Source organism: Vibrio sp. OPT46 (assembly GCF_015163535.1).
Classification (GTDB): domain Bacteria; phylum Pseudomonadota; class Gammaproteobacteria; order Enterobacterales; family Vibrionaceae; genus Vibrio; species Vibrio alginolyticus.
Window position 1 is genome coordinate 1,709 of sequence record NZ_JADDYG010000363.1, and the last position, 1,083, is coordinate 2,791.

A 1,083-nucleotide genomic window follows, 5' to 3' on the forward strand; every position below is an offset into this window, starting at 1 on the left:
GATATGTTCATTTTATTCCTGTTTAGCTAACGCCGCATTAAGGTGTGAGCAGCGCTTGGCTATACTTGAGCGAAGCGAAAATGCCAAGCGTTGCGAATCACTCTTAAATGCTTTGTTAACTGCCATTTACTCTACTGCATCAATTTTCGCTGATACTCATGAATAATGGTTCGGCTAAGTCCAAGTTTATCTAGCAGGTGCGATACAACAATCAGCTTCAAATAACTACCGACCTTAACATAATCACCGATACTTAAACATTTCATCAGTTTTTTAGGTCTTCCTTCATGGGCAAGCTCGCCTCTCAAGTCTGACAGATTTTTTCCAAGATCATTAGTATTAACACTTGCAAACATAGTATTGAAAGCTGAACTTAGTTCGGTGCAAGCATATTCATCTATTGCCGAAACATACTTGGACTCTTTATGCTTACCTAAGTCAATTGCTATAGATTCAACATTAGTAAGATACAAAATGATGTCACTGTAGGCAGCATGAAGAGTTCTAAAGTTTGTCTCATATTGAAACGTCGTTGATAATACTTGATAACTATCAAATAACTCTAGCCACTTACTCAAAGCACTCGATAAGTCGACAACAGATCTGTTTATCGGCATAAAGTAATTATTCGGTGCACTTTTAGCCAAATTAACAGTTCTTAACTCCAGAGATTGACTAACTAAAACATGAACCGAATCATTACCGTCAATGTATAGTTTGATTTCGTCTGGAAATGTTGGAATGTTCATAAAAATAGAAAATAGCGAAGATATTCGATATAAGCTATCGTATATTTCACTAATTTCATTTGGAGCTGATGGCTGAAATTTAAATAGGAACTCTAATGATTGTCTAATTAGAAGATGCTCATTTTCGTAATTAGATAGAATTGAGCTGACACTTTCTACGATTTGTTTCGCTACGGCATCATCATTTGTTAATAACAGGTTCTCAAGACTATCTGTAACGTCAGAGAAGGTCGCTCTATTCTCGATTTCAATGTGCCAGTCCTTTCCCTCGATCGTCTCGATTACTCCCTCTTCGTACTTTACATTGTCCAGCCAGCCTTGCGGATAAAAGAAC

General features: G+C 37.0%; 1 protein-coding gene. It reads right to left on the reverse strand.

Features of this window, described 5'->3' with window-relative positions; all coding sequences use genetic code 11:
* Nucleotides 1–131: 131 nt before the first annotated feature.
* The coding region (locus IQR33_RS17000; RefSeq protein WP_193843876.1) for a hypothetical protein at nucleotides 132–1,083 on the reverse strand (952 nt) is incomplete at its 5' end.